The organism is Pseudoxanthomonas sp. z9 (assembly GCF_006542425.1).
GTDB lineage: Bacteria > Pseudomonadota > Gammaproteobacteria > Xanthomonadales > Xanthomonadaceae > Pseudoxanthomonas_A.
Map to the genome: position 1 here is coordinate 143,672 of NZ_VFID01000016.1, position 23,524 is coordinate 167,195.

Consider the following 23,524-nt stretch of genomic DNA (forward strand, 5'->3'; position numbering starts at 1 on the left):
GAATGGCTGCCCATCGAATCGCAGTTGTGGTGCCGGCAATTCCCCAACTGTGGGAGCGACGTCAGTCGCGATGCTTTTCAGCCAGACCGCCAACGGCAATCGCGACTCACCTCGCTCCCGCACATCCGCCAGGCATCGGCCAGTGGAGTAGAGGCACCGTCAAGTTACTGGAATGGCTGCCCATCAAGTCGCAGTTGCAATGAACCCGCAATTCCAACTGTGGGAGCGACGTGAGTCGCGAATGCTTTTCAGCCGTGTCGCCAACGGCAATCGCGACTGACGTCGCTCCCACAAGATCCTGCCAGGTTGATTGATGCCGTCATGCCACCTTGAGCGCGGTCAATAGACCCCTGGCGGCATTGAAGCGATCCGCCGGTTCCACCATCGGCAGTTTGATGCGCAGCTTGTCCGGGCCATCCATGCTGTAGATGCGGGGCTGTTTCTGGATCAGCTGGATGACCGACATTGGGTCGATATTCGGCTTGGCCTCGAACACGATGCGGCCGCCAGCCTCGCCCAGGTCCAGTTTACGGATGCCCAGGGCGGTGGCGTCGAGCTTCAGTTCGGCGGCAGCGAACAGGTACTTCACCGGATCCGGCAGCAGGCCGAAGCGATCGACCATCTCCACCTGCAGGTCGCGCAGCTCGTCGCGGTCGCGCGCGCTGCTGATGCGCTTGTACAGGGTCAGGCGGGTATGCACGTCGGGCAGGTAGTCGTCCGGAATCAGCGCCGGCACATGCAGTTCGACCTCGGCGCCGCGCGCCTCCTGGCCCAGGTCCGCGTCCGGCAGCTTGCCCTGGCGGATCGAGCGCACCGCGCGCTCCAGCAGTTCGGTGTACAGGCTGAAGCCGATCTCGGCCATCTGTCCGCTCTGGTCCTCGCCCAGCAGTTCGCCGGCGCCGCGGATTTCCAGATCGTGGGTGGCCAGCAGGAAGCCGGCGCCCAGTTCGTCCATCGCCGCGATCGCGTCCAGCCGTCGCTCGGCGTCGGCGGTCATGCTGCGCTTGTCCGGCACCACCAGGTAGGCGTAGCTGCGGTGGTGCGAACGGCCGACGCGGCCACGCAGCTGGTGCAGCTGGGCCAACCCGAAGCGATCGGCGCGATGGATGACGATGGTGTTGGCGTTGGGGATGTCGATGCCCGATTCGATGATCGTCGTGCACAGCAGCACGTTGAAGCGCTGCTTCTGGAAACCCAGCATCACCTGTTCCAGCTCGCGCTCGGGCATCTGTCCATGCGCCACGCCGATGCGCGCTTCCGGCACCAGTTCCTGCAGATCGCGCTGCATGCGGCCAATGGTCTCGACGTCGTTGTGCAGGAAGTACACCTGGCCGCCGCGCGAGAGCTCGCGCTGGAAGGCTTCGCGCAACAGGGTGCGGTCCCATGGGGTGATGAATGTCTGCACCGCCATGCGGTTGGCCGGCGGAGTGGCGATGATCGACAGATCGCGCAGTCCCGCCATCGCCATGTTGAGCGTGCGCGGAATCGGCGTGGCGGTGAGGGTCAGCAGATGGACGTTGGCGCGCAGCGCCTTCAGCGCCTCCTTCTGGCGCACGCCGAAACGCTGTTCCTCGTCGACGATGACCAGGCCCAGATCCTTGAACTTCACGTCCGGCTGCAGCAGCCGGTGGGTGCCGACGATCACGTCCAGCTTGCCTTCGGCCAGCTTCTCCAGTTCGGCCTTGATTTCCTTGGCGGTCTTGAAGCGCGACAGCACCTCGACCCGCAGCGGCCAGTCGGCGAAGCGATCGCGGAAGTTGCGGTAATGCTGTTCGGCCAGCAGCGTGGTCGGCACCAGCACCGCGACCTGCTTGCCGGCGCTGGCGGCGGCGAAGGCCGCGCGCACCGCCACTTCGGTCTTGCCGAAACCGACGTCGCCGCAGACCACCCGATCCATCGGCTGGCTGCTGCCCAGATCGCGCAGCACCGCCTCGATGGCGGCATGCTGGTCCGGGGTTTCCTCGAACGGGAACGCGGCGGCGAACGGTTCGTACATCGCCCGATCCACCGGCAGCGCCAGCCCGGCGCGCGCCTGCCGGCGGGCCTGGATTTCCAGCAGTTCGGCGGCCACGTCGCGGACCTTCTCGGCGGCCTTCTTCTTGGCCTTGGTCCAGGCTTCGCCACCCAGCGAATGCAGCGGCGCGGTCTCCACCGAGGCGCCGGAGTAGCGGCTGATCAGGTGCAGCTGCGCGACCGGCACGTACAGGCGGTCGCCCTTGGCGTACTCGATTTCCAGGTACTCGCCGGGCAGGCCGCCGGCTTCCAGCACCACCAGGCCGCGGTAGCGGCCGACGCCGTGATCCTCGTGGACGATCGGCGCGCCTTCGCTCAGTTCACCGAGGTCGCGGATGATGCTGTCGGGTTCGCGACCGGTGCGCTTGCGGCGATACGGCTGGGTGGCGCGTTCCGGGAACAACTGGCGCTCGGTGAGCACCGCGATCGCCGGTGCGTCCAGGGCGAAACCGTCTTCCAGCGGCGCGACCGCGATGCCGAAGCGTTGGCCGTCGGCGAGGAAGGCGGGCAGATCGTGCAGCACCGCCGGTTTCAGTTCGGCCGATTGCAGCACTTCCAGCAGCGCTTCGCGGCGGCCGGCCGAGTCGGCGGCGATCAACACCCGTCCGGGATAGTGGTCCAGGAACGAACGCAGTGCCTGGCCCGGCGCCTGATCCTTCTGCGCCAGCGGCAGCGTCGGCGAAGGCTGGTCGCCCAGCGGCACGGCGTCGGCATGGCGCGGATGATCCGTTGCACACACTTCGATGCGCGCGGACTGGTTGAGGCGTTCGCGCAGGCTGTCCGGCGGCAGGTACAGATCCTCCGGCGGCAGCAACGGGCGCTCGATGTCGTGGCGGCGCTGCTCGTAGCGGCCCTGCGTCTGCGTCCAGAACGCGTCGGCGGCGGCGCTGGCGCCATCGGCCAGCAGTGGCAGGGCACGTTCGCCCAGGTAGTCGAACAGGGTGGCGGTCTGCTCGAAGAACAACGGCAGGTAGTACTCCACGCCGGCCGGGGCCAGCCCGGACTTGAGATCCTGATAGAGCGCGCTGCGGCGGGTGTCGACGTCGAAACGATCGCGCAGCAGGTTCATCGCCCGCGCCAGCGAGGCCTCGTCCAGCGGTACCTCGCGGCCGGGCAGCAACTGCACCGCGTCGGTTTTATCCAGCGAACGCTGGCTTTCCGGATCGAACTGGCGGATCGAGTCGATGGTGTCGTCCAGCAGTTCGATGCGCAGCGGCGCGTCGGCGCCCATTGGATAGACATCGAGCAGGCCGCCGCGCACGGCGAAATCACCCGGATCCAGCACCTGCGGCACGTGTCGGTAGCTGGCCGTTTCCAGCCGGCGCTTCTCGGCGTCGAAGTCCAGCACCTGTCCGACCCGGTAGTCGAAGCTGCCGCCGACCACGTGGCGCAGCGGCGGCAGCCGCTGCATCAGCGTCTGCACCGGCACCACCACGATGCCGCGCTTCAGCGCGGGCAGGCGGTGCAGCGCGGCCAGGCGCTGGGAAACGATGTCCGGATGCGGGCTGAAGCGATCGTAGGACAGCGTTTCCCAGTCGGGGAAAGGCAGCACCGGCAGATCCGGGCGTCCCGGTTCGCCCAGCAGCGTGCGCAGATCGCCTTCCAACTGGTGCGCCTGGTGGTTGTCGCGGGCAATCGCCACGATTGGACCGTCGTGGGCGAGCGCCGCGCGGGCCAGGAACCAGGCCAGCGCGGACGGCGAGGCCGGCGCGCGCCACCAGGCGCGGGCCTGGGCGCCGCGGGGCAGGGGAGGAACGGGGGTGGAGGAAGCGGAATTCGGATCGGTGGTCATCGGCGCACAAAACAGCGGCAGCGCCGGAGGCGTCGTCCGCCACCAGCGCAAGGGACCGCCAGTCTACCGCGCCACCGCTGCCGCCCGGGTAAACGCCGGCACCGGCGCCGCCGGCATTGCCGTCATTCGGCGGTGACCGGGTCGATCACCGCATGGACTTCGGCGATGCGATTGGCGGGGAAACCGCCCATCCGCGCGTGCTCGCGGATCAGGTCCTCGTTCGGCGCCACGTAGATGCAGTACACCTTGTCGGCGGTGACGTAGCTCTGCAGCCACTGCACCTGTGGTCCCAATTCCTCCAGCACCTCGCAGGATTTGCGCGAGATGGCGCGCAGTTCCTCCGCCGGCAGCAGGCCGGCGCCGGGCAGGTCGCGTTCGATCACATAGCGTGGCATGGGCATCTCCCGTGGCTCAGGGGCGTGCTTCGAACACCAGGTTGAAAGGGGTCTGCGCCGCGCGCCGGAAGCGGCCGAAGCCACCGGCTTCCATCACCGCGCGCAGGCGCGCCTCACCGGCCTGCGCGCCCAGCGCCGGACCGTGGCGGGCCAGCGACACCGGCACGCAGATCTGCGAGGACGCGCCGTAGTAGACCCGGCCGACCGGATTGAGGTTGTCCTCGACGTTGTCGCCAGCAAACGGTTCCACCAGCAGGCAGTGTCCGTCCGGCTTCAGCGCCTGGCGGGCATGGCGCGCCGCGCCGACCGGGTCGGCCATGTCGTGCAGGCAATCGAAGAAGGCGATCAGATCGAAGTCGCGCTCGCCGTAGCCGGTGGCGTCGGCGACCTCGAAGCGCGCGTTGTCCAACCCGGCCTCGCGCGCGCGTTCGCCAGCCACCCGGATCGATTCGGGGTGGTAGTCGTAGCCGATGAAGCGCGAGCGCGGATAGGCGCGCGCCATCAGCAGGGTGCTGGCACCGTGGCCGCAACCGACGTCGGCGACCAGCGCACCGGCAGTGAGCTTGGCGACCACGCCATCCAGCGCCGGCAACCATTCGCCGAGCAGGTGCGCGTTGTAGCCGGCGCGGAAGAACCGTTCGGTGCCGTGGAACAGGCAGGCGTGGTGATCGCCCCATTCCAGCCCCGCACCGGTGCGGAAGTTGTCCACGGTGCGATCCAGCGCATGGAAGACCGCCTCGATGATGTAGTACGCGCCGGCCAGATCCACCGGACTGGCCGGGTCGGCCAGGCACAGCGCCTGTTCGGGTTCCAGCCGGTACTCGCCGCTGCCGGGATCGTAGGTGACGTAGCCGCCGGCGGCCTGGTTGGCCAGCCATTCGCGCAGGTAGCGTTCGTGGGTGCCGGTGCGCTCGGCCAGCGCCGCGGGCGTGAGCGGTCCCTCCGCCAGCGCCTTGTACAGGCCCAGCCGGTCGCCGGCCAGGATCAGGGTGGCGCTGATCGCCGCGCCGAGGTCCTCGACGGCCTTGCCGAGGAAGGTGTTGAGCCGGGTTTCGTCGATGCCCATCGGGGTGCCCTCCGACCGCGCGCGACAGTGCCTGCCGCAGGCCTCCCCAGACAGTCATGATGACGGCGATGTCGGTGGCGGACGGCCGTCCGCCGGTCGGAAAGTGGCCCGCTCGGGCTTCCGGATCAGACTTCCGGATCAGGCGACTTCGTTGAGGTCCAGCACCACCCGCACCAGGCCGGGCGCGGCGTCGGCCTCGCGGACCTGCTTGAAGCCCAACGACTGGGCCAGTTGCAGCATCGGCAGGTTGCTGTCCAGCACGTCGCCGTAGAGCCGGTCCAGCTTTTTCGAGCGCGCCCACTTCACCAGCCGGCGCATCAGGTGGCGGCCCAGGCCCTGGCCGGCGATGAAATGGCTGACCAGGATGGCGAACTCGGCTTCGCGGGTGCGGTTGACCACCGACGCGCGCGCCACCGCGCCGACCAGGGCTTCGCCCGGCGGCAGCGATTCGGCGGCGACCAGGGCGAACTCGGTCTGCGGATCCGGCTGGCTCAGGCGCTGGGCCATTTCCGGGGTCAGTTCGCGCAGGGCGTACAGGAAGCGCTGGCGGATTTCGTCCGGTCCCAGCAGGGTGAAGGCGCCCTGGATGGGGCCGGCGTCCTCGGGTCGGATAGGGCGGATCAGCAACTCGCGCCCGCTGGGCAGGCGGAAGTGTTCATGCCAGGGGGGCAGTCGTTTCGGCGCGGTCATGTGATCATGCTCGCACGAAATCCCCCAGGCGGGCGAGGCGCCTGAACAGCGGTTCAGGCAGCGTGGCGTTTCCCGCGCAGCCGCCCGATCAGCACCGTGACCGCCACGATCAGGGCGCCGGCGACGATGCCGACACCGGCGTTGAACAGCATCGACAGCAGCCCGCCGAGGGCGCCCTGCGCGTACGGTTCGATGAAGTGGTGGAGGGCGCCGATGCCGTGCACCAGGATGCCGCCGCCGACCAGGAACATCGCGGCGGTGCCGGCGATGGACAGGAACTTCATCAGATAGGGCGCGCTGTGCAGGATGCCGCGGCCCAGAGCGCGCTTGAAGCGCGGCCAGCCGCCCTCGCGCTCGTCGCGGTTCAGCGCCAGGCCGGCGTCGTCGAGCTTGACGATGCCGCCGACCAGGCCATACACGCCGACGGTCATGATCAGGGCGATCGTCACCAGCGTGAGCAACTGCTCGAGGAAGGTGCGGCCGGCCAGGGTGCCGAGCGAGATCACGATGATCTCCGCCGACAGGATGAAGTCGGTGCGGACCGCACCGCGGATGCGCTGCTGTTCGAAGGCGACCATGTCGACCTGTTCGTCCTGCACCGCGCGCACGCGTTCGGCGTGCTCCTGTTCGTCCTCGCCTTTGCCGTGCAGGAACTTGTGCGCCAGCTTCTCAACGCCCTCGTAGCAGAGGAAGGCGCCGCCGAGCATCAGCAGCGGGGTGATCAGCGGGATGTTGATGCCGCGCCCGTGCAGCCAGGTTTCCAGCGCGCTGATCGCCAGCGCGGCCGGCACCAGGATCGCCTTGTTGACCAGCGAGCCCTTGGCCACCGCCCACACCACCGGCAGTTCGCGATCGGCCTTGATGCCGGAGACCTGCTGGGCATTGAGCGCCAGATCGTCGCCAAGCACACCGGCGGTTTTCTTGGTGGCGATCTTGGTCATCGCCGAGACGTCGTCCAGCAAGGTGGCGATGTCGTCGATGAGGGCGAACAGGCTGGATCCGGCCATGGAGGGATGCGCGAGGAAGGGAGCGGCGATTCTCGCACAGCCTCCCGGCGGGATCGTGGAGGTGGACGCGCCTAGCCCGGACGCTTGCCGGACGCGGCCGTGGCCTCGCGCTTGATCCACTCCAGCCGGCTGCTGGCGCCCGCTTCTCCCAGCGCCGCCTGCAGGGCCGGCAACGCGGGCGCGATGGTGGTGTCGAACTGCCAGGGCGGATTGATCACCAGCATGCCGCTGCCAGTGAGCCGCAGCGGCGAATCGTCCGGGCGGACCTGGAGCTCGGCCACCAGCGCAGACTTGGCCGGTAGCGCCGCCACCTTGCGGAAGAACGGCAGCAGGCTGCGCCGCTGCTTGATCGGGTACCACACCGCATAGGTCGCGGCGGGCCAGCGGTGCAGGCCTTCGCGCAGGGCATCGAGGATCTGCGGGTACTCCGCGTCTTGCGCTTCGTAGGGCGGATCGATCAGCACCAGCCCGCGGGCGAAGCGGGTTTCGCCTAGCCGCGGTGGCAGCAGTGCGCGCATCGCCGCGTAGCCGTCGCGCGCATGCACCGCCACCCGCGGATCGTGGGCGAACAGCGCCTTCAGTTCGGCCGCTTCCTCGGGTTGCAGCTCGCATGCGGCCAGTCGGTCCTGCGTGCGCATCGCCTGTGCCGCGAGCAATGGCGAGCCTGGATAGGCGACCAGCGCACCCACGGGATTGTCGGCCTGCACCGCGCGCAGGTAGTCCTCCACCGGCGCGGGCAGGCGGGCGCTGTCGAACAAACGGACGATGCCGCCATCGGCCTCGGCGGTCTTGCGGCTCTCGCTGGCGCCCAACAGGTAACGCCCGCGGCCGGCGTGCGTGTCCAGCACGAAGAACGGCGTGTCCTTGCGCTTGAGTGCATCCAGCAGGGCCAGCAGCAGGACGTGCTTGAGGACGTCGGCGTGGTTGCCGGCGTGGAAGGCATGGCGATAGTTCATCGGTGAAGTATGCCGGGATTCAATCCGTCGCCGGGAACGCATCGGCGCCCGCGCCGGTGCCCGGCGACTCCCCGGCCTGTTCCCGCAGCCAGGCGCGCACGTGCGCCACCGCGTCGTTGCCTGCGTGGCGCGGCGGCCACAGCATCCGGATCGGATGGCCTTCCAGCACCGGACCGAAGGGTTGATCCAGGGTGCCGTCGCGCAGCTCGCCGGCCACCAGCGCCAGGTTCGCCAGCAGCACGCCCTGGCCCGAGATCGCGGCGACGATGGCGTGCGATTCGTCGGAGAACAACCGTTCCGGCGCATCGCCGGCGGCCAGTCCCGCCTTGCGGAACCACAGCGGCCAATCGGGCGTGGCGCGATCACGCTGTCGCCATTCGAAGCGCAGGCGCGGGAACGCGCCCAGCCGTGCCGGGTCGCGCAGGTCCAGGCGCGGACTGCACACCGGCGCGAACCGGCAGCGCAGCAGGATGTCCGCATGCAGGCCGGGCGGTGGCATCCGGCCGTAGCGCAGGGCCAGATCGGCCTGGCCCGCGAGCAGATCCACCGGTGCGTCGGAGGCATGCAGGTGCAGATCGATGTCCGGATGCGCATCGGCGAACGCCGGCAGCCGCGGCAGCAGCCATTGCGCGGCGAAGCCACGGGTGGCCGAAACCGTGACCGCCAGGCGTGGCGAGGGCGCGCGCAGCGCCGCCAGGGTCTGGCCAATGCTGTCGAAGCTGTCGCGCAGCACCGGATACAGCCGCTGGCCGGCCTCGGTGAGCGCCACCCGCCGGGCCTGGCGGGTGAACAGTGGCAGTCCCAGCCGGTCTTCCAGCAGACGGATCTGGTGGCTGACGGCGGTGGGGGTGAGCGCCAGTTCCTCGGCGGCCCGCCGGAAGCTCGAATGCCGCGCGGCCGCTTCGAACACGCGCAGTGCGTTGAGCGACGGCAGGCGGGTGATAGGGTGAATTCTGCTCATCTGTATGGGTTCGCAAATATCGTTTTTATCGGGGCTTTAGCCCCGGGAAAATGCGCATCATGCACCTGTTCCGGTGCGCCGCAAAAGATGAGTGAAAATGAACATCCTGTGCATCGACTCCAGCGCCCGCGCGGGCCGCTCGGACCAGCAGGCGCATGGCTCGCACACCCGCCGCCTCAGTGCCGGATTCCTCCGTCGCTGGAAGGCGCGGCGTCCGCACGACCGGGTGGTGCGTCGCGACGTGGGCCTGCATCCGCCCGCGCCGGTTACTGGCGATTGGGTGCGGGCGGCGTTCACCCGGCCGGAGCAGCGCGACGAGCGGATGCGCGAAACCCTGCGCGAGAGCGATGCCCTCGTGGACGAACTGATTGCCAGCGAGCTGATCGTGATCGCCGCGCCGATGTACAACTTCGGCATGCCGGCCCAGCTCAAGGCGTGGATCGACAACGTGGTGCGAGTCGGGCGCACGTTCGGCTTCGACCGCAGTCGGGCCGGGGAGCCGTACTGGCCGATGCTGGCCGGGCAGGGCCGGCGACTGGTCCTGCTGGGCGCGCGCGGCGATTTCGGCTACGGCCCGGGCGGACGCCTGGCGCATCTGAACCATGTCGAGGACGGCATCGCCGTGCCGCTGGCGTACCTGGGCATCGATCGGGTGGACCGCATCGCGGTGGAGTACGACGAATTCGCCGACGCGCGCCTGGCCGGTTCGCTGGCGGCGGCCGAGGCCGAACTGGATGCGCTGGTGCCACGCCTGATTGCGGAAATGGCCGATGGCGCCGGCGCATCCCTCGTCCGGATGGCGACGGGTTGAGCCCGGCGCGTGGCGGCCCGCGCGGGGGCCGACTATCCTGTGCCGCATGCCGCTGATCCTGATTGCCGAAGACGAAGCCGCCATCGCCGACACCGTGTTGTACGCGCTGCGCAGCGAGGGACTGGAAACCGAGCATTGTCAGCTCGCCCGCGAGGTCGTGCCGCGGGTGCGCGCCGGTGGCGTGGACGTGGTGGTGCTGGACGTCGGCCTGCCCGACGCCAGCGGCTTCGACGTCTGCCGTGAATTGCGCGCCTTCAGCGACGTGCCGGTGATCTTCCTGACCGCGCGCAACGACGAGATCGACCGCGTGCTGGGGCTCGAACTGGGAGCGGACGACTATGTCGCCAAGCCGTTCTCGCCGCGCGAACTGGTCGCGAGGGTCCGCGCGCGGCTGCGTCGGCTGCATCCGGCCGCGCCGGACGCGGGCTGGATCCGACAGGGCGGTTTCGCCATCGATCGCGACGGGCACCGGATCCATTACCAGGATCGCCCGCTGGATCTGACCCGTTACGAATACGCCGTGCTGGCGGCGCTGCTGCAGCGGCCCGGCGCGATCCTCAGCCGCGCGCAGTTGATGGATCGCGGCTGGGACAGCGATGCCGAGAGCATGGACCGCACCGTCGATACCCACATCAAGACGCTGCGCGGCAAGCTGCGCGCGGCCGGCGCGGAGCCGGATCCGATCCGCACCCATCGTGGGCTCGGCTACGCCATCGAGATCTGATCATGCGCCTGGGCGCCCGCCTGTTCCTCGCCTTCTTCCTGATTGTCGGACTGGCCGCGTTCTTCGTGATGCGGGTGTTCGTCAACGAGGTCAAGCCGGGCGTGCGCCAGGCGATGGAATCCACCCTGGTCGACACCGCCAACCTGCTGGCGGTGATGGCCGCCGACGATCTGAAGGCCGGCCGCATCGCCGACGGCCAGTTCGCGGCCAAGGTGGCCGAAGCCGCGGGACGTGACCTGCGCGCACGCATCTGGAGTTTCCCCAAGCGCCACATCGAGTACCGGGTGACCGTCACCGATGCGCGCGGGATCGTGGTCTACGATTCGCAGGGCCGCGACGTCGGCCGCGACAATTCGCGCTGGAACGATGTCTACCTGACCCTGCGCGGCGAGTACGGCGCGCGTTCCAGCCCGGAGACACCCGACGACCCGGAGCGCACGGTGATGCACGTGGCCGCGCCCATCCGCGACGGCGACCGGCTGATTGGCGTGCTGACGGTGGCGCAGCCCAACCACACCATCGATCCGTTCATCACCGCCAGCCAGCGCAGCATCATGCGCCGCGGCGCCTGGCTGATCGGCCTGTCCGCGCTGATCGGCGCGCTGATCACCTGGTGGCTGGTGAGCGGCATCCGCCGCCTGAACCGCTACGCGCAGGCGGTGGCCGCCGGCGAGCCGGTGCCACCGCCCAAGCCGCGCCGCGACGAGATCGGCGATCTGGGGCGCGCGCTGGAGGCGATGCGGCGCAAACTGGAGGGCAAGGCCTACGTCGAGCAGTACGTGCAGTCGCTGACCCACGAGATGAAGAGCCCGCTGGCGGCGATCCGCGGCGCGGCCGAGCTGTTGCAGGAGCCGTTGCCGGAAGCCGAACGACAGCGCTTCGCCCGCAACATCCAGACCCAGGAACAGCGCCTGACCGAGACCATCGACAAGCTGCTGGCGCTGGCCGAGGTGGAACAGCATGGCTGGCTGCAGAAGCGCCAGACGGTGACGGCGGACGAATTGCTGGAAGCCGTGCGCGAGGCCGCCGAGATGCGCGCCGCCGGCCTGGACCTGCGCGTGCGCGGCGCGCCGGGCCTGCGCCTGAGCGGCGATCCCTTCCTGCTCCGCCAGGCGCTGAGCAACCTGCTCGACAACGCCATCGCTTTTTCGCCGCCCGGCGCGGAGGTGGTGCTGGCCGCCGATGCCGCCGGCGATCGCGTCCAGCTGAGCGTGCGCGATCACGGGCCGGGCATTCCCGACTACGCGCATGAACGCATCTTCGAGCGCTTCTATTCGCTGGCCCGCCCGGGCAGCGGCCTGCGCAGTTCCGGCCTGGGCCTGCCGTTCGTGCGCGAAGTCGCGCGCCTGCACGGCGGCGACATCGTCCTGCGCAACCATCCCGACGGCGGCGCCGAAGCCGTGCTGACCCTGCCCGCGGCCTGATCGGAACCCTCCATCCTGTGGGAGCGACGTAAGTCGCGAAACCCTGCTGGGTCGAATCGCGACTCACGTCGCTCCCACACAAGGGAGAAGGCGCCGGCAACCCACTTCACACAGACTTCAAATCCGCTTCCACGCCTGCCCACCGGCCGGCGCCAGGCTTTGTCCATCTCCACACCCGGATGGGCGAAGACATGAAGTCGTTGAAGCTGTTGTTGCGGTTCCTGACCGTGGGCGGTCTGGTGCTGCTGTTGATGATCCCCCTGCTGATGGTGCGCGGCGTGATCAGCGATCGCGAGCGTTACCAGACGCAGGCGGTCGAACGCATCGCCGAGAGCATGGCCGGACCGCAACAGGTGATCGGGCCGCTGCGCGTCGTGCCCTGGCAGAAGACCAGCAACACCACGGTGGTCAACGCCGAAGGCAAGCCGGAAATCCGCCAGGAAACCGTGCGTGGCTACGTGCTGCAGACGCCCAAGACCCTGCAGGCGGCGGGCGGCATGAAGCCCGCGCTGCGGCGCATCGGCCTGTACGACGTGCGCACCTACCAGTGGTCGGCGCGGATGAGCGCGCACTTCGAGTCGCTGGTACTGGAGCAGACGGAAGGCCGCATCTACGGCAAGCCCATCCTGGTGATGGGATTGAGCGACGTGCGCGGGCTGGTGGGAACGCCGGTCGTCAAGGTCGACGGACGCGCGCTCGCCTTCGAGGGCGGCACCGGCGCGATGTCCGCGCGGATGAGCGGCGTCCACGCGGTGCTGGGCGGCGAGGGAGGCGTGCTCCTGCCGGCCAGCAACGTGCAGCTGGACTTCGGCCTGGCCGGCACCGAATCGCTGGGCATCAGCCCGATCGCCGACAGCAACCGCATCGACGTGCACTCGGAATGGCCGCATCCGTTGTTCGGCGGCCGCTTCCTGCCGACCCAGCGCACCGTCGAGGCCAGCGGCTTCACCGCCAACTGGGAAATCTCCTCCCTGGCCAGCAACGCGCAGGCGCAACTGGCCAGCGCCGAAGGCGATTTCACCCGGCGCATGCCGCTGACCGGCCAGGCCGCCGTCGACGCGTCCTCGGAAGGCCCCTCGCTCACTCGCATCGACAGCGCCGACATCCATCTGGTCGATCCGGTGGACATCTATACCCAGGCCGATCGCGCCAGCAAGTACGGCATCCTGTTCGTGGTGCTGACCTTCGTCGGCTTTGCCCTGTTCGAGCTGATCAAGCGCCTGCCGATCCATCCGCTACAGTACCTGCTGGTCGGCCTGGCGCTGGCGATCTTCTTCCTGTTGCTGCTCAGCCTGTCCGAACACATCGCCTTCTGGAAGGCGTACCTGGTGTCGGCGGTGGCGTGCATCGGACTGCAGTTCTTCTATCTGTCCGGGGTCTTGCGCAGTTGGCTGCGCGCGGCCGGGTTCGCGGTGATGCTGACCGCGCTGTACGGCGTGCTGTACATGCTGCTGTTGTCGGAGACCAATGCGCTGCTGATGGGCACGCTGCTGCTGTTCGGCATCCTGGCGGTGATCATGTGGGTGACCCGCAAGGTCGACTGGTACGACCTGGGCAACGGGTTGCGCTGAGGCACGCCCATGCTGGACCCGCAGACATTGCATCGCCGCGCGTGCAGGGTGTTGCCCGCCTGCCTGCACACCGAGGCCGTGATCGCCCTCGAAGGAGATGAAGGCCGGGCGCTCGGCACGAGCGAACGCGCGCTGGCCAGGCTGCTGTTGCCGCTGCGGCACGTGCACCGGGGCTGGCTGGGGTTCCGGCTTGCGGCGGAGACGCGCGATGCCCTGTGCAGTCGGCCGATGATGTTCCTGCAGGACGCGACGGAGGCCAGGGAAGGCCTTTCGCGGCATGCCGTCCCCATCGTCTGGGGGCCGTGGCAGGCAACGGGTGAACCACCGCGCGCGCGTCGTTTCATGACCTGCTCGCGGGATGGCCGCGCGCGCCTGTGGGTGTTGCCCGAATCCGGCATCCTGGTCTACGACTGGGACGATTGGCGGAGCCTGTCGGCGGGAGGCTCCGAACGATGCCGGTGATGCTGGCGGGAACCGTTCTGGTCCTGCTGTTCTACGTCATGGCGGCGGTGATTTCATGGCGTCTGTATGGGGTTCTGTTCCTGTTGCCGCAACTGCTGTTGTCGCTGCTCTGGTTGCAGCACTGCCACGCGTTATCGCAGCCGGGCCACGACGGAGGCCCGGGCGAGGGCTTGGGCGTGCTGATGGTGATGGCCATGCAGGCGATGCTGATCGTGGGTGGCCTGCTCGCGGGCGCGGCGGTGGCGGCGGGCCGCAGGGTTGCCGGCGCGGAAATCGACTCGCCGCCGGACGGCTTCGGCGGCGATCCCATGCCGTGAGCGCGGTCGCCGTGCCGGGCCTGCGGTAAAGTTCGCGGATGGATTCCTGCTTTGACATCCGTGTATTCCGCGGACCGGACATCGGGCCCTGGCTGGCCGACGTGGCGCGCCTGCGCGTGGCCGTGTTCCGTGACTGGCCCTACCTGTACGAGGGTGATTTCGACTACGAGCGCGATTACCTGGCGGCCTACGCGGCGTCGCCGCGCAGCCTGTTCGTGCTGGCGCTGGACGACGGACGCGTGGTCGGCGCATCCACCGGGCTGCCGCTGCTGGACGACACCGAAGCGTTCCGTGTGCCCTTTCTGGCAACGGACATCGCACCGCGCGAGGTGTTCTATTTCGGCGAATCGGTGCTGCTGCCGGCGTATCGCGGGCGCGGCATCGGCCATGCCTTCTTCGACCGCCGCGAGGCGCATGCGCGCGCGCTGGGCGGTTTCCGCTGGACCGCGTTCTGCGCGGTGGACCGTGATCCGCAAGACCCGCGCCGGCCGGTGGGGCATCGCGGCAACGAGGTTTTCTGGCACAAGCGCGGCTACCGGCGCAGGGACGGGATGACCATGCAACTGGCGTGGGACGAGATCGATCGCGGCGAAATCCCGCATGCGCTGACGTTCTGGCTGCGCCCGCTGGAGGCCACGCCATGAAGGTCGCCGTGGCCAAGTATCCGATCCAGGCGCCGCGCGACTTCGCCGCCTTCGCCGAACGGCTGGCGCGATTGCTGGACGAGGCGGCCGCGCGGGGCGCGAAGGTGGCGGTGCTGCCCGAGTACCTGTCGCTGGAACTGGCCGCGATCTTCGCGGCGGATGTGCGCGGCGATCTGGAAGCCTCGCTGGCGGCGACCCAGGCGCTGCACGCGGACTGGATGATGCTGTTTCCGAAGCTGGCGACGGAACTGCGCCTGCATGTGGTGGCCGGCTCGTTCCTGCTCGCCGTGGGCGAACGGCGCTACCGCAATCGCAGCTACTGGTTCACGCCTAACGGCCGCCATGGCTGGCAGGACAAACTGCAACTCACCGGTTTCGAGAAGGCCACCGGCGTGATCGAGGGCGGCGACGCGCTGAATGTGTTCGATGTGGAAGGCGTCCGCGCCGGCATCGCGGTCTGTTACGACAGCGAGTTCCCGCTGCCGGTGCGCGCGCAGTACGAAGCCGGTGCACGCCTGCTGGTGGTGCCCAGTTGCACCGATACCGAGGCAGGCGCCACCCGCGTGCGGGTCGGTTGCCTGGCGCGCGCGCTGGAGAACCGTTTCTTCGTGGCTCAGGCGGTTACCGCCGGCATCGCCGAATGGAGTCCGGCGCTGGACGTGAATACCGGCGAGGCGGCCCTGTTCGCGCCGATGGATCGCGGTTTTCCGGCCGACGGCGCGCTGGCGCAGACCCGCGGCGACGAGGTCTGGGCCATCGCCGAGCTCGACTTCGACGCGCTGGATGCCAGTCGTGGCCAGGCGCAGGTGGCCAATGATCGCGACTGGACCGGGCAGGGCATTCCCGCATTGCAACGCGCCCGCCGCGAACCGTTCCGCTGAGCCCGGCTCTCGCTGGCTCTCCGCCCCGACCATGACTGATGGCAGGGGGACCATGACCTTTGGCCGGGGCAGACTCGATCCTTTGTGCACATTCGGGGACTAACCCGGGGAGAGCAGGGGCGTGTTGAAGCGGAGCGTGATGGCGTTGTGCCTGGGCCTGGCCGGAATGGCGCAGGCGAATGAACCGGTGGACCTGGACATGGTCAACCGCATCCGCCAGGAGGCATTCCACCGGTCGCAGGTGATGGCGACCTTCGGCCACCTGACCGAGGAAATCGGGCCGCGCCTGACCAACTCGCCGGGCATGGCGCAGGCCAATGCCTGGTCGCGCGGCAAGTTCACCGAATGGGGACTGTCGAACGTCCATGACGAGGCGTTCGACGACTTCGGCCGCGGCTGGACCTATCGCTCCGCGAGCGTGGAACTGCTGGCGCCGCGGGTGACCTCGCTGCGCGCCGTGCCCAAGGCCTGGACCCCCGGCACGCAGGGCCCGGTCGAAGGCGAGGCGGTGGTCGTCACCCTCAAGACCAAGGCGGACCTGGACAAGTACAAAGGCAAGCTGAAGGGCAAGATTGTCCTGCTCAGCGAAGCCCGCGAGTACAAGCCCGGCACCGAGGCGGATTCGCGCCGCTACGACGAAGCCGGCCTGACCGAACTGCTGTCCTTCAGCGTGCCCAAGGACACCAACCCGGCCGAGCGCGGCAAGCGCCTGGCCGAGTACCGGCAGCGCCAGGATCTGGTGCAGGCGACCAACCGTTTCCTGACCGAGGAAGGCGCGCTGGCCGCGCTCAGCATCAGTGGCTGGGACAACGGCATCATCCGGGTCGGCGGCGGCGGTTCGCGCCGTGCCGGCGAACCGGCCGGCATTCCGGAACTGGCGGTGGCGGCCGAGCATTACAACCCGTTGCTGCGCGCAATCGAGCGCAAGCAGGACGTGCGCCTGCGCATCAACGTGGACGCGCAGTTCACCAGCGAGACCAATGATCCCGGCTACAACACGATTGCCGAGATCCCGGGAAGCGGCAAGGCCGACGAGATCGTGATGATCGGCGCACACATGGATTCCTGGCACGCCGGCACCGGCGCGGCCGACAACGCCGCCGGCGTGGCGGTGATGATGGAAGCCATGCGCATCCTCAAGGCGGTGGGCGCCAAGCCGCGCCGCACCATCCGGGTGGCGCTGTGGAGCGGCGAGGAGCAGGGCCTGATCGGTTCGGCGGCCTACGTCGCCAAGCACTTCGCCGATTACCCGGAAGCCACCGATCCGGAACAGAAGAAGCTGCCGCGCTACTTCCAGGAGCGCACCGGCCCGCTCCAGCGCAAGCGCGACTACGACAAGTTCTCGGCCTACTTCAACCTGGACAACGGCTCCGGCAAGATTCGCGGCATCTACGCGCAGGAAAACCAGGCGGCGATGCCGATCTTCGAAGCCTGGCTGAAGCCGTTCAACGACGTCGGCGCCACCATCGTGACCGTGCGCAACACCGGCAGCACCGACCACGTTTCGTTTGATCGCGTCGGCCTGCCCGGCTTCCAGTTCGTGCAGGATGGCCTGGATTACTTCAGCAACGTCCACCACAGCGATCTGGACACCTACGATCACGCGTCGCCGGAAGACCTGAAGCAGGCGGCGGCGATCCTGGCCTCGTTCGCCTACCACGCCGCGATGCGCGAGCAGAAACTGCCGCGCAAGCCGCTGCTGGAAAACTGAGCATCATCCTCGTGATGTGAAGAAGGCCGGATTCGCAGGAATCCGGCCTTCTTTTTTTCCTGCGGTTTTCCGGTTCGCTCAGGCGAACAGCGACACGCCCGGCACCAGCCATAGCGACAATCCGGCCAGTGCGGAGCCGATCGCGGTGGCGGCCAGCACGTCGCTGGGATAGTGCAGGCCCAGCACCACCCGCGATACCGCCACGCAAGCCGCGAACGGAATCAGCAGCACCGCCAGCGCGGGGTAATGGGCCATCGCGACCACGGTGAAGGCGACCGCGTGCAACGTGTGGCCGGAGGGAAAACTGAATTCGTCCAGCGGCGCGATCCACGCGCGGATCCTCACGTCCGAAGCGAACGGGCGCGGGCGGCGGGTCCAGCGCTTGAGCAGCTTGTAGAGGGTCAATGCGATCACGCCGGTGGCGGCCAGGTGCGCGGAGGCGGCCAGGCCATCCAGCCCGTCCATCACGATCAGCGCGCCCATCAGCACGTACCAGAACACGCCGTCGCCCAGGCGGCTGATCACCGCGAAGAAGCGGCGCACGCCCTGCCATTCGCCCCAGCGGTTGGCGCGCAGGCACCAGCCCGCGTCGCGGCCCCGGAGCGCGTTACGCGGTAGCGACGTTCTCATGCGGCCTCCTTTGCGCGGCCAGACCGGCCAGCAGGTTGTCGAAATCGGTGGCGACCTGTTCCGGGCGCAGTACCCGCACGGCCTCGCTGGCATCGGCGCCGAGGCGCCGACGCAGCGCGTCGTCGGATCCCAGCCGCACGGCCGCGGCCACGAACGCATCGTCGTCGCGCACCGCGAAGCCGTGCACGCCGCTGCGCAGGTGCTCGCGCGCGGCGCCGTAGTCGAAGGCCACGGTCGGCACGCCGCTGGCCATGGCTTCCAGGGTCACGTTGCCGAAGGTTTCGCTGTGGCTGGGGAACAGGAACAGATCGCCGCTGGCGAAATGCCGCGCCAGCGCCGTGCCACGCTGAACCCCGCAGAACACGAAATCGGGATTGGCCGCCGCCAACCGCTCGCGCGCCGGACCGTCGCCGACCCAGACGAAACGCGCGTCGGGGCGGTCGCGCTGGATCGCGCGGAACGCCTGCACGGCCAGGGTGAGGTTCTTTTCCGCGGCGATGCGGCCCACGTAGATCGCCACCGGCGTGTCCGCGCCCGCGCCCCATTCCGCGCGCAGGCCGTGATCCCGGTGCACCGGCGAGAACTGCGAGGTGTCGACCGCACGGGCCAGTCGCACCACCCGCGCGAAGCCCTGTGTGGTCAGGAATTCCTGCAGCTCGCGGGTCGGCACCAGGGTGGCGTCGGCCCCGTTGTGGAATCGCCGCATCCAGCGCATCGCGGTTTGTTGCAGGAACGCCGCGCCGTAGTCGCGCATGTATTCGTCGAAGCGGGTGTGGAAGCCGGTCGCGACCGGAATGCCCAGCCGCCGCGCCGCGCGCAGCGCCGACCAGCCCAGCGGGCCTTCCGTGGCCACGTAGATCGCATCCGGTGCGGATTCGCTCCACAGCCGGACCAGGCGGCGCGCCGCCGGCAGGCCGAATTTCAGCCCGGGATAGCGGGGCAGCGCCGCGCCACGCACCAGGGTGGTGTCGTCGAGCTCGCGCGGGTCGCCTTCCTGGCGCGGCCGCACCAGCGAGACCCGATGCCCGCGCGCGCGCAGACCCTGTTCCAGCCCCTGCACGGTCAAGGCAACGCCGTTGACCTCGGGCGGATAGGTTTCGGTGACGATGGCGTACCGCATGCGCGACTCCACGTTTTGCGTATGGTGGAGACCGGCGATGAAACCCGCATTGCAGTTACATGGCGTTCGCGTGACAGGGCGCGGTGGGATTGGATTTCCGCGGAAGATGCCTTCGAGGAGCCAAGGCGGAGTTCCCTATCGAGTAGCCGCCCGGCTCAGCCCCCTTTGAAAAAGGGGGCGGGCACCTGCGAAGCAGGTGACGGGGGATTTGCTCTTGGCGCAAAAAGCAAAATCCCCCTCAATCCCCCTTTTTCAAAGGGGGACGCAAAAGCGGAAGATCCCGCCATCCCCAATCCCCAATCCCCGCTTTCAACGGCCGTATGGCCGGTCATCCCCGCCCTCAAGGCACCGGACCACCCCGCGCCGCGGTGAACAGTGCATACCACTCCTCGCGGCTCAGTTCGATGCGGTCGGCGGCGCAGGCCGCGGCCAGGCGATCGGGGCGGGTGGTGCCGATGACCGGCTGGATGCCGGCGGGATGGCGCAGCAGCCAGGCCAGCAGGATCGCTTCGGGCGAAACGCCGTGGCGGTCGGCGAGCAGGGCGACGGCCTCGGCGGTCGGACGCAGTGCGGGCTCGGCGGTTTCTGGGTGCGAGATCCGGCCACCGGCCAGCGGCGACCAGGCCTGCAGCAGGATGCTCTGGCGCCTGCATTCGTCCAGCGTGCCGGCCGAGGCGGTATAGGCGGTGCCGCTGGTGGCGGCGATCACGCCCTCGTTGATCAGGTGATGGTGCAGCAGGCTGATTTCGACCTGGTTGGCGACCAGTGGCCGATCGACATGCGCCCGCAGCAGCGCGATCTGGCTGGCGGTGTGGTTGCTGACGCCGAAATGCCGCACCTTGCCGCTGCGATGCAGATCGTCGAAGGCGCGCGCGACTTCTTCCGGTACACCCAACGGATCCGGTCGGTGCAGCAACAGCAGATCCAGGTAGTCGGTGCGCAGTCGGCGCAGGCTGCCTTCGACGGATGCGATGAGGTGCGCGTGGCTGAAATCGTAGCGGCCCGGCGAATCCGGGCGCGGATCATGGGCGAAGCGGATGCCGCACTTGGATTGCAGGATCAGTTCGTCCCGGCGCGAGGGCGATGCCACCAGCCAATCGCCGAACAGCCTTTCGGACTTGCCGCGCGCGTAGATGTCGGCATGGTCGAACAGGTTGATGCCTTGTTCCAGCGCGGTCTCGATGAGCTGCGCGGCCTGCCGGCGTTCCTCCGCGGTGGGATCGGTGTCGTCCCAGGCGCGGCTCAGCTGCATGCAACCGCAGGCGATCCGCGAGGCGCGCAGGTCGGTATGGGGAATGGGATAGCGGCGCATGGGACGGGTTCCGGTCAGGACGCCGGATCATGCCAGAGCGGCGCACCGCTCCGGAGGCGACCTATCAGTGGACCCGATTGCCCGGCGGCTCCAGCAGCGCCAGCAGCGCCGGCAACGACAGCGGTCGCGACAGGAAATAGCCCTGCGCGTCCGGCACGCCCAGCGCGCGCAGCGCGGCCAGTTCTTCCGCCGTCTCCACGCCTTCGGCGACGATGCCGCTGTGGGTTTCGCGGGCGAAGGCGATCAGCGCCGCGGCCAGTGCGCGGCGCGGTGAATCGGTGTCGATGCTTCGGGTCAGGGTCATGTCGAGCTTGATGATGTCCGGGCTGGTGGCCAATACGTGGCGCATGCTCGCGTAGCCGGCGCCGGCATCGTCGACCGCGACGCGCACGCCCAGCCGGCGCAGCGGCGCCAGCCGCTCCCGCAGCACCGCGTAGTCCTCCACGTAGTCGTGCTCGGTGATTTCCAGCACCAGCCGATGCGGCGGAAGTTCGTCCAGGTAGCCGGCAATCTCGCCGCCGATGAGCGTCTGCGGCGAGACATTGACCGATACATAGAAGTCGCCGGGGACGTGGCGCAGGCCATCGAGCGCGGTAAGGATCGCGTTGAGTTCCATCCGCACGCCCAGGCCGATTTCGCGCGCCTCGTTGAACCACAGGTCCGGGGGCCGCGGTGGATTGATATCGAACCGCGACAGGCATTCGATACCGATGATGCGTTCTTCGGCGAGGTGGTAGATCGGCTGGTAGACGATGCTGGGCTGGCCCATTTCGAGCACCGAAGTGATCCGCTCGACCTTTTCCTGGTGCTGGCGCACGGCATCCAGATCGCCGTCGATCTGGTAGGCGAGCAGATCCGCGAAGGCGCGCATCATGTGCAGGTCGCGTTCGCCCAGCGACAGGTGCGGGCGCAGGCTGAAACAGCAGAAGGTGCCGTAGACGCGGCCGTCGCGCAGGCGGATGGGAACGCTGATGTGCGCGCCGATCGGCACCTGCGCGGTCTCCGGAATCGCGGCCAGCGCCGGCACCGCGGTGGTATCCGGTATCAACTGCGGAATGCGGCCCTCGACCACGCGCAGGCAGTAGCCTTCATCGAGCGGGCTGCTGTCGCCGGGACGGATCGGCATCGGTTCAATCGAACCCGCCACGTGGCGGAAGGTCCGGTAGTGGCCACCGAATTCGGAGATGAACGCCACGTCCATGCCCAGATGGGTGCGTACCGCGTCGAGCACGCGATCGACGTTGTGGCCGATGGCCAGCGCGCCGGGCCCGCCTTGGGCCAGGATGGCATTCCAGGGAGCATCGTTCCGCATGACTTCCTCCTGAAGGCAGGGCGGAAAACGATCGGCGGACACGGGCGCAGGGCGGTTTTATGGCGAGGCGGGATCGGTCCCCTGTCCGATCCGGCGCCGCCCGGCGTGGCCTCGACGGTTTCCCGGGCGGAGTCTAGCGCGGGCGTTTGCGGTTTGCAGCGGCCAGGCGGATCGGCTCAGGCGACGAAGGGTTTGAAGGTGATGCCCAGGCCCTGCATGTCCTCGGGCTCGCCGACCAGGTCCGACTTCAATAGCGGCCGGGCCTCGATCCAGCGGCGATCGACCACCAGCCGGAGTTCGTCGCCCTCGGCGGTGAGCTCGAGGCGCGGAATCGGCGCGGCCTCGTGCGCGCGATGCAGCAGCACCGCCAGTCGCAGCAGCGCCGCCTTGCGCTTGGCCGACAACAGCAGGCGGTCGGGCAGGGCGTCGAAGGCGGTCTTGGGAATGTTGCGCCGATGCGTGCGCACCAGCGCCGCCAGGACCTGCTGCTCCTGCCGGGAGAAGCCGGCGATGTCGGAGTTCTCCAGCACATAGGCGCCGTGCGCGTGGTACTGGCTGTGGGCAATGACCAGGCCGATCTCGTGCAGGCGCGCGGCCCAGCCGAGCATGCGGGCATCGTCATCGTCCAGTTTCCAGGCACCGGCGACCTGCTCGTGCAGGCGCAGCGCGGTGGCTTCCACCCGCGCGGCCTGGGTTTCATCGATGCCGTAGCGCTGGGTCAGCGCGGCCGCCGACATGTCGCGCGGATCGTTGTCGCTGCCGCGGCCCAGCATGTCGTACAGGATGCCTTCGCGCATGGCCGCCTTGCTGACCATCAGCCGCTGCAGGCCCAACGCCTCGAAGGCGGCCTCCAGCACCAGCACGCCGCCGGCGATGATCGGGCGGCGGTCGCTGGACAGGCCGGGCAGGTCGATGGCGTCGATGCGCTCCGCCTGCAGCAGGCGATCGCGCACCTGCGGCAGGGCCTCGGCGGTGACCGCGCCCTTGGTCAGTTTCATCGCCGCGCAGATTTCGCCGATCGCCTTGTTGGTGCCGGAGGAACCGATCGCCTCCTGCCAGCCCAGCGAGCGGTACTGGCCGGCGAACTGCTGGAACTCGGCGGCGATTTCGGTGAGGGCTTCCTTCCAGCGCTTCTTGGACAGCTTGCCGCCGGGGAAGAAGCGGCGGGTGCTGGCGATGCAGCCGGCCTGCAGGCTTTCGCGCTCCAGGGTCTCCATGCCACGGCCGATGATGAATTCGGTGGAACCGCCGCCGATGTCGATGACCAGGCGCAACTGCCCAGCCTTGGGCGGCTGCGCGTGGGCCACGCCCAGGTAGATCAGGCGCGCCTCCTCGCGGCCGGACACCACTTCGATCGGCTTGCCCAGCGCGGCTTCGGCCGGCACCAGGAAAGACTGCGGATCGGCCAGCTGGCGGACCGTGTTGGTCGCCAGCGCGCGTACCCGGCTGGCCGGGATGTCGCGGATGCGCTGGCCGAAGCGGGACAGGCAATCCAGCGCGCGTTCGCGCGCCGCCTGCGACAGCCCGCCCTTGCCGTCCAGGCCGTCGGCCATGCGCACGGTCTCGCGCAGGCGATCGACCACGCGCAACTGGCCCAGCGTGTAGCGTGCCACGATCATGTGGAAGCTGTTGGAACCGAGATCGATGGCGGCAAGCTGTTCGCCGTCGTGGGGCGGCGGCGAGACGGGGGCGGAGACGGGCGGCATCGGAAAAGCCTAGAGGCAG

The 23,524-nt window shown here is 68.8% G+C and carries 21 protein-coding genes; 9 read left to right on the forward strand and 12 right to left on the reverse strand.

The features are described from left to right. Positions 1–319: 319 nt before the first annotated feature. From mfd to FG323_RS18710, 7 genes are all read right to left on the reverse strand, one after another. Positions 320–3,805 carry a transcription-repair coupling factor gene (mfd, locus tag FG323_RS18680; RefSeq protein WP_141456228.1) on the reverse strand — a complete coding sequence of 1,162 codons (3,486 nt, stop codon included), beginning with the start codon at positions 3,803–3,805 and terminating at the stop codon, positions 320–322. A 122-nt stretch (positions 3,806–3,927) separates the two neighbouring features. Beyond that, a complete protein-coding gene (locus FG323_RS18685) occupies positions 3,928–4,200 on the reverse strand; it encodes a DUF4242 domain-containing protein (protein WP_141456229.1) in 273 nt (90 codons plus the stop codon). Positions 4,201–4,216: 16 nt separating this feature from the next. Further along, positions 4,217–5,266, reverse strand: coding sequence for a class I SAM-dependent methyltransferase (locus FG323_RS18690; RefSeq protein ID WP_141456230.1), 1,050 nt, complete (start codon positions 5,264–5,266; stop codon positions 4,217–4,219). 138 nt (positions 5,267–5,404) lie between these two features. Continuing rightward, positions 5,405–5,956 (reverse strand): GNAT family N-acetyltransferase, encoded by a 552-nt coding sequence (locus FG323_RS18695; RefSeq protein WP_141456231.1) that lies wholly within the window; start codon positions 5,954–5,956, stop codon positions 5,405–5,407. A gap of 53 nt (positions 5,957–6,009) precedes the next feature. Continuing rightward, a complete protein-coding gene (locus FG323_RS18700; protein WP_141456232.1) occupies positions 6,010–6,963 on the reverse strand; it encodes a DUF808 domain-containing protein in 954 nt (317 codons plus the stop codon). Positions 6,964–7,034: 71 nt separating this feature from the next. Further along, positions 7,035–7,919 carry a 23S rRNA (adenine(2030)-N(6))-methyltransferase RlmJ gene (gene rlmJ / locus FG323_RS18705; RefSeq protein ID WP_141456233.1) on the reverse strand — a complete coding sequence of 295 codons (885 nt, stop codon included), beginning with the start codon at positions 7,917–7,919 and terminating at the stop codon, positions 7,035–7,037. A gap of 19 nt (positions 7,920–7,938) precedes the next feature. Then, the gene (locus FG323_RS18710; RefSeq protein WP_141456234.1) at positions 7,939–8,880 is read right to left on the reverse strand and encodes a LysR substrate-binding domain-containing protein; all 942 of its coding nucleotides are present in this window, start codon (positions 8,878–8,880) and stop codon (positions 7,939–7,941) included. Positions 8,881–8,977: 97 nt separating this feature from the next. On the opposite strand from FG323_RS18710, the gene FG323_RS18715 reads away from it, so the two are divergent. From FG323_RS18715 to FG323_RS18755, 9 genes are all read left to right on the forward strand, one after another. Continuing rightward, a complete protein-coding gene (locus tag FG323_RS18715) occupies positions 8,978–9,691 on the forward strand; it encodes an NAD(P)H-dependent oxidoreductase (RefSeq protein ID WP_141456235.1) in 714 nt (237 codons plus the stop codon). 46 nt (positions 9,692–9,737) lie between these two features. Beyond that, positions 9,738–10,415, forward strand: coding sequence for a two-component system response regulator CreB (creB, locus tag FG323_RS18720; protein WP_141456236.1), 678 nt, complete (start codon positions 9,738–9,740; stop codon positions 10,413–10,415). Between the two features lie 2 nt (positions 10,416–10,417). Continuing rightward, positions 10,418–11,839 (forward strand): two-component system sensor histidine kinase CreC, encoded by a 1,422-nt coding sequence (creC, locus tag FG323_RS18725; protein ID WP_141456237.1) that lies wholly within the window; start codon positions 10,418–10,420, stop codon positions 11,837–11,839. A 191-nt stretch (positions 11,840–12,030) separates the two neighbouring features. Further along, positions 12,031–13,410, forward strand: coding sequence for a cell envelope integrity protein CreD (gene creD / locus FG323_RS18730; RefSeq protein ID WP_141456238.1), 1,380 nt, complete (start codon positions 12,031–12,033; stop codon positions 13,408–13,410). A gap of 9 nt (positions 13,411–13,419) precedes the next feature. Beyond that, complete coding sequence (locus FG323_RS18735; RefSeq protein WP_141456239.1) at positions 13,420–13,872, forward strand: hypothetical protein; 453 nt, start codon at positions 13,420–13,422, stop codon at positions 13,870–13,872. Then, positions 13,863–14,189: a hypothetical protein gene (locus FG323_RS18740; protein ID WP_141456240.1), complete on the forward strand. Its 327-nt coding sequence runs from the start codon at positions 13,863–13,865 to the stop codon at positions 14,187–14,189. Before FG323_RS18735 ends, FG323_RS18740 begins: the two co-directional genes overlap by 10 nt. A 38-nt stretch (positions 14,190–14,227) precedes the next feature. Further along, positions 14,228–14,833 (forward strand): GNAT family N-acetyltransferase, encoded by a 606-nt coding sequence (locus FG323_RS18745; RefSeq protein WP_141456241.1) that lies wholly within the window; start codon positions 14,228–14,230, stop codon positions 14,831–14,833. Continuing rightward, complete coding sequence (locus tag FG323_RS18750; RefSeq protein ID WP_141456242.1) at positions 14,830–15,714, forward strand: carbon-nitrogen hydrolase family protein; 885 nt, start codon at positions 14,830–14,832, stop codon at positions 15,712–15,714. The genes FG323_RS18745 and FG323_RS18750 overlap by 4 nt, the downstream gene beginning before the upstream one ends. A gap of 121 nt (positions 15,715–15,835) precedes the next feature. Beyond that, entirely contained in the window at positions 15,836–17,425 is a 1,590-nt protein-coding gene (locus tag FG323_RS18755) for a M20/M25/M40 family metallo-hydrolase (RefSeq protein WP_141456243.1), read from the forward strand. Between the two features lie 78 nt (positions 17,426–17,503). Here FG323_RS18755 and FG323_RS18760 read toward each other — a convergent pair whose 3' ends face one another. The 5 genes from FG323_RS18760 to ppx form a co-directional block, all read right to left on the reverse strand. Next, positions 17,504–18,055 (reverse strand): phosphatase PAP2 family protein, encoded by a 552-nt coding sequence (locus FG323_RS18760; RefSeq protein WP_141456244.1) that lies wholly within the window; start codon positions 18,053–18,055, stop codon positions 17,504–17,506. Further along, positions 18,033–19,175: a glycosyltransferase family 1 protein gene (locus FG323_RS18765; RefSeq protein ID WP_141456245.1), complete on the reverse strand. Its 1,143-nt coding sequence runs from the start codon at positions 19,173–19,175 to the stop codon at positions 18,033–18,035. The genes FG323_RS18760 and FG323_RS18765 overlap by 23 nt, the downstream gene beginning before the upstream one ends. A gap of 340 nt (positions 19,176–19,515) precedes the next feature. Next, positions 19,516–20,487, reverse strand: a complete 972-nt coding sequence (locus FG323_RS18770) for an aldo/keto reductase (protein WP_141456246.1) — start codon at positions 20,485–20,487, stop codon at positions 19,516–19,518. Positions 20,488–20,551: 64 nt separating this feature from the next. After that, a complete protein-coding gene (locus tag FG323_RS18775) occupies positions 20,552–21,799 on the reverse strand; it encodes an EAL domain-containing protein (RefSeq protein ID WP_141456247.1) in 1,248 nt (415 codons plus the stop codon). Positions 21,800–21,975: 176 nt separating this feature from the next. Next, positions 21,976–23,505, reverse strand: a complete 1,530-nt coding sequence (ppx, locus tag FG323_RS18780) for an exopolyphosphatase (protein ID WP_141456248.1) — start codon at positions 23,503–23,505, stop codon at positions 21,976–21,978. Positions 23,506–23,524 lie beyond the last annotated feature (19 nt).

Excerpts from the sequence above, each read along its gene's own strand:
- FG323_RS18715 (WP_141456235.1), top strand. The coding sequence starts at position 8,978 with ATGAACATCCTGTGCATCGACTCCAGCGCCCGCGCGGGCCGCTCGGAC.
- FG323_RS18740 (WP_141456240.1), top strand. The coding sequence starts at position 13,863 with ATGCCGGTGATGCTGGCGGGAACCGTTCTGGTCCTGCTGTTCTACGTC.
- creC (WP_141456237.1), top strand. The coding sequence starts at position 10,418 with ATGCGCCTGGGCGCCCGCCTGTTCCTCGCCTTCTTCCTGATTGTCGGA.
- FG323_RS18690 (WP_141456230.1), bottom strand. The coding sequence starts at position 5,266 with ATGGGCATCGACGAAACCCGGCTCAACACCTTCCTCGGCAAGGCCGTC.
- FG323_RS18770 (WP_141456246.1), bottom strand. The coding sequence starts at position 20,487 with ATGCGCCGCTATCCCATTCCCCATACCGACCTGCGCGCCTCGCGGATC.
- FG323_RS18760 (WP_141456244.1), bottom strand. The coding sequence starts at position 18,055 with ATGAGAACGTCGCTACCGCGTAACGCGCTCCGGGGCCGCGACGCGGGC.
- FG323_RS18775 (WP_141456247.1), bottom strand. The coding sequence starts at position 21,799 with ATGCGGAACGATGCTCCCTGGAATGCCATCCTGGCCCAAGGCGGGCCC.
- FG323_RS18700 (WP_141456232.1), bottom strand. The coding sequence starts at position 6,963 with ATGGCCGGATCCAGCCTGTTCGCCCTCATCGACGACATCGCCACCTTG.
- FG323_RS18745 (WP_141456241.1), top strand. The coding sequence starts at position 14,228 with ATGGATTCCTGCTTTGACATCCGTGTATTCCGCGGACCGGACATCGGG.
- ppx (WP_141456248.1), bottom strand. The coding sequence starts at position 23,505 with ATGCCGCCCGTCTCCGCCCCCGTCTCGCCGCCGCCCCACGACGGCGAA.
- FG323_RS18750 (WP_141456242.1), top strand. The coding sequence starts at position 14,830 with ATGAAGGTCGCCGTGGCCAAGTATCCGATCCAGGCGCCGCGCGACTTC.
- rlmJ (WP_141456233.1), bottom strand. The coding sequence starts at position 7,919 with ATGAACTATCGCCATGCCTTCCACGCCGGCAACCACGCCGACGTCCTC.
- FG323_RS18685 (WP_141456229.1), bottom strand. The coding sequence starts at position 4,200 with ATGCCACGCTATGTGATCGAACGCGACCTGCCCGGCGCCGGCCTGCTG.
- FG323_RS18735 (WP_141456239.1), top strand. The coding sequence starts at position 13,420 with ATGCTGGACCCGCAGACATTGCATCGCCGCGCGTGCAGGGTGTTGCCC.
- FG323_RS18695 (WP_141456231.1), bottom strand. The coding sequence starts at position 5,956 with ATGACCGCGCCGAAACGACTGCCCCCCTGGCATGAACACTTCCGCCTG.
- creD (WP_141456238.1), top strand. The coding sequence starts at position 12,031 with ATGAAGTCGTTGAAGCTGTTGTTGCGGTTCCTGACCGTGGGCGGTCTG.
- FG323_RS18710 (WP_141456234.1), bottom strand. The coding sequence starts at position 8,880 with ATGAGCAGAATTCACCCTATCACCCGCCTGCCGTCGCTCAACGCACTG.
- mfd (WP_141456228.1), bottom strand. The coding sequence starts at position 3,805 with ATGACCACCGATCCGAATTCCGCTTCCTCCACCCCCGTTCCTCCCCTG.
- FG323_RS18765 (WP_141456245.1), bottom strand. The coding sequence starts at position 19,175 with ATGCGGTACGCCATCGTCACCGAAACCTATCCGCCCGAGGTCAACGGC.
- creB (WP_141456236.1), top strand. The coding sequence starts at position 9,738 with ATGCCGCTGATCCTGATTGCCGAAGACGAAGCCGCCATCGCCGACACC.